The sequence below is a fragment of the Flavobacterium notoginsengisoli genome (genome assembly GCF_042686225.1).
Lineage (GTDB): Bacteria > Bacteroidota > Bacteroidia > Flavobacteriales > Flavobacteriaceae > Flavobacterium > Flavobacterium notoginsengisoli.
In genome coordinates, this window is record NZ_JBHUOT010000025.1 from 1 (window position 1) to 3,051 (window position 3,051).

The 3,051-nt window shown below is 33.0% G+C and carries 1 protein-coding gene; it reads right to left on the bottom strand.

Going from position 1 to position 3,051, the window contains the following annotated elements; translation table 11 throughout:
- Nucleotides 1-3,051 (bottom strand): non-ribosomal peptide synthetase (locus tag ACFS3A_RS26690; protein WP_379828771.1); only part of this gene is annotated, 3,051 nt, incomplete at both ends.

Genomic DNA, 3,051 nt, shown 5'->3' on the forward strand with positions numbered 1-3,051 from the left:
AGCACTGCTTCACCTGGTCCATAAGAGAAAGGGCGTTCTCGATCTCGCCCAGTTCTATCCTGTATCCACGGATCTTAACCTGGGCATCAGACCTGCCGATGTATTCCAGGTTACCATCAGGAAGCCAGCGTGCCAGATCACCGGTCTTGTAAAGACGTTCACCGTCCCTGAAGGGGTTATTTACAAACTTTTCAGCCGTCAAGGATTCCTGGTTAAGGTAACCTCGGGCCACACCCACACCTCCAATACATAATTCTCCTATGACACCTACCGGTAGAAGGTCGTGATACTCATTCAAAATATAAATCTGCGTATTATGAATAGGTTTACCAATAGGAACAAGGTCGCCAATATTCCCATTAAATGTAGTAGCACAAATACTCGTCTCAGTAGGACCATAAGCGTTAATATAATTACAGTGTTTGGAAAATGTTTTCGCTATTCTTAAAGCTATCGATTCACCAGCTGTAACTAAAGTTCTTATACCCTTTAAATCTTCAACTTCTAACAATTGCAAGAATGCCGGTGGTAAAGTCGCAAAAGTAATCGAATTGCTAATTATGAAATTTTTAAAAAAGCCAGTATCTGATTTTGATTCTTCCTCTATAATATATAAACAAGATCCGCTAAAAAGCGAAATACAAATTTCCCATATGGAAGCATCAAATGAAGAACTCGCAAACTGCAAACAGTTATCATTATTGTTAATAGAGAAAGAAGATATTTGCGATAAAATTGTATTTACAATACTTTTATGCTCAATCATCACCCCTTTTGGCTTACCGGTGCTCCCAGAAGTATAAATGACATATGCTAAATCATTGTCATTTATAGTAACCTCCAGCAAATCATCTGAAAAATTAGAACTATTTGCTTGAAATGAATTCAGTAACAGATCGTCTATAATGATGCGGCTATTTATGTCGCTTCTTATATATTCTTTTCTTTTTTCAGGATAATTAATATCTATTGGCACATAAGCTGCACCTGTTTTCAATATAGCCAGAAATGAAACAATTAACCAATCACTACGATCTAGAACAACTCCAATTAAACCTTCTGAATGTATGTCATAAGTAGATAATAAATATCTTGCAAGTTGGTTAGAAAGCTTATCTAAATCTTGAAAACTTAATTCTTTATTTTCATATATTACTGCTATAGCCTGAGGATTCTTTCTAACTTGTTCTGAAAACAAGTCAACTACTGTAGTATGTTTTGGATAGGAAAAAAAAGTATCATTGAAAGTTTTTGTGAGTTGATTAAATTCTACTTTCGATAAAATTTGATTCATACTCACAGTAGAATTAATCTTTTCATTAAAACAATGCAAAGTATTATCAATATAGCTCTGAAAGCGCTCTAGGGAAACTTTTGATTTGAAGTCTTTATGCAAAGCATATTCGAATTCAACTCCAGCTCCTCCAGTTAAATTTATCGTTAAATTTAAACTCGAACTAGTTCGCTCAAAAGAAGCTATATTTAAATTCTCTTTATAAATATTTTCATTAGCCAAATTATTTGTCAAAGTGTTTTCCGTAGCGATTTCGTCATATACATGAAAATCAATGTAATTAAATAATACATCGAAAAAAGAATCTTCATTATTTATTCCAACAAGATGTTTTATTTCAAAGAAAGTTAAATGACCATAAAGATTTACGTCATCGATCTTCTTTTCAATACTCTTAAAATAAGATAACCAACTTTCATCTGATTGAAAAATGTAACGAACAGGTAAAGTATTTAAAAAACATCCTAAAACTTTATCTCCATCTTTAATCAGCGGGCGATTATTAGAAACTAATCCAATTGTTAATTCATCTTCACGAGTGAGCATGTGCAATGCATAAATATATGCTCCAAAAAATACCGTCTTTAAAGTTATATTATATTCTTTACACTGTTTCCGCAAATTACCCAAAAAAGAAAGATCATATTTTTTACTATAATAATATGATACTTCTGTTTCTTCTAAAAAAACATCCAAATATTTATATGAAGATAACTCTCTCTTCCAAAAATCGATTGCGTCAACATCTTGCTTGGCGACCAACTCTTTAATGACAAAATCACGCTGACTACAAGTAATTACTGATGGTAAATAGTCATTTTGTTTTTTTAATTCAAAGTAAGTTTTATGAAGTTCGGTAACAAATGAGGCAACACTCCAGCCATCCATAATGGCATGATGAAACTGATATACAAATATCTTATTAAATGAATCAATATTAAAAATATTAAAACGATATAAGGATCCTTCTTCAACTTTAAAAGGAATTTCTCTTTCTGATGCAAGAAATTCTTCAATTCTCTTTTTTTGTACCTCTTTGCTAAATAAACTTAAGTCTGTTTGTCCTATATCAAAAGAAACTGTTCTATATACAATCTGAACGGGTTGATCATAATCAGAAATATTAAAACGTGTTCGAAATATAGAGTGTTTTTCAATTAATAAAGTAATAGCTTTATGAAATACAACATTATCAAAAAATTGATCTTTAAAAGGAAACACCATCTGATCATGAAAAACTGCCAAACCAGGCTTTAGTAATGATTCCATAATCATACCTTGTTGGACATCGGTCATAGGGTAAACATCTTCCAAAGAATCAAGATCTGTCAAAGAATTCATTACAGATAAACGCAGCGTAGATATATCTGATTCAACTTTTTCATAAGATTGTTCTAATTTAGGATCATATCCGCTTTTATCTAAAACGGAAGCAGAAAAACTGTGTATATTTCCATATTTAAAAAGATCCTTTAATTGAATACGTTGATGAAAAGTTTCATTTATTTTCGAAATTAATCTAATCGAAATAATTGAATCCCCTCCTATTTCAAAGAAATTGTCATAGATCCCAACCTGGTCCAAACCAAGAAGATCCTGCCAGATGATGGCCAGTTTCTCTTCCGTTTCATTGCCAGGGGAAACATATTCCCTGCTGGACAATTCCGAGGAGTCCGGGTCGGGAAGTCCCTTCCTGTCAAGCTTGCCGTTCGAGGTCAAGGGCATCGAATCCAGTTCAACCCAAAGCAGGGGAACCA